Consider the following 811-nt stretch of genomic DNA (forward strand, 5'->3'; position numbering starts at 1 on the left):
CCGAATGCGGTCTGTAGGTGTTGTACTCCATCCTGTGCTGCTCTGCCAATACTTTTGCCTCTGGTAACGATGAGAAGAGCTCAATATTCAGGAACTCATCCCTGAATCGACCGTTGAATGACTCCACGAATGGATTCTCCCAGGGAGAAGCCGGCGGGATGTATTCCGTAGCCGATCCATTCCCTGTACACCATTCCTGTAGTGCATGGGCAATGAACTCAGGGCCATTGTCCATGCGCAGATGAGTGGGTGCTGGATGTTGCTTGAAGAGTTCCTCAATGGCATCGATGACATCAACAGCTTTGCATCGTCTGCCGACACGGATTGCCAGACAAAGGCGACTGTATTCATCCACAATATTGAGGAACTTCAGTCTTCTGCCATCCATTGTCTGGTCGAACTGGAAGTCGATCGCCCACACGTGGTGCGGGTACTCGGCTCTGAGTAGCTCTCTGGAGCCGTCTACGGGTCGTGGGCGCTTCCGCTTGCGCGGCAGGGGCCTCTGGAGCCCCTCCTCGCGCCAGATTCGTTGCACCCGCTTGTGGTTGACGCTCCAGCCCTCGATCCGCAGGCGCCGGTAGGCCAGCCGCCGGCCCCAGCGCACGTGGCGCCGGGCCAGCTCACGGATCCGTTGCCGCAGCTTGTGCTCCTCAATGTCCGCCACCGGCACTGGGCGGCGTTGGGTCGTGCGATTCTGGCCCGCCAGACGGCAGGCACGGCGCTGAGAAGCCCGGAAACGATCCTGCAGAACTACCACGGCTCTGCGGCGACGTTCCGGGCTCAGAAGTTTCCCTCGGCTAACTCCTTGAGC

General features: G+C 59.4%; 1 protein-coding gene. It reads right to left on the minus strand.

All coding sequences use genetic code 11. From position 1 onward, the window contains the following. A partial coding sequence (locus KUG41_RS15435) for an IS3 family transposase (protein WP_371734178.1) occupies positions 1–757 on the minus strand: 757 nt, incomplete at its 3' end. Positions 758–811: the final 54 nt, after the last annotated feature.

Origin of the sequence: Synechococcus sp. CCY 9618, from assembly GCF_019038415.1 — a bacterium.
Lineage (GTDB): Bacteria > Cyanobacteriota > Cyanobacteriia > PCC-6307 > Cyanobiaceae > Cyanobium.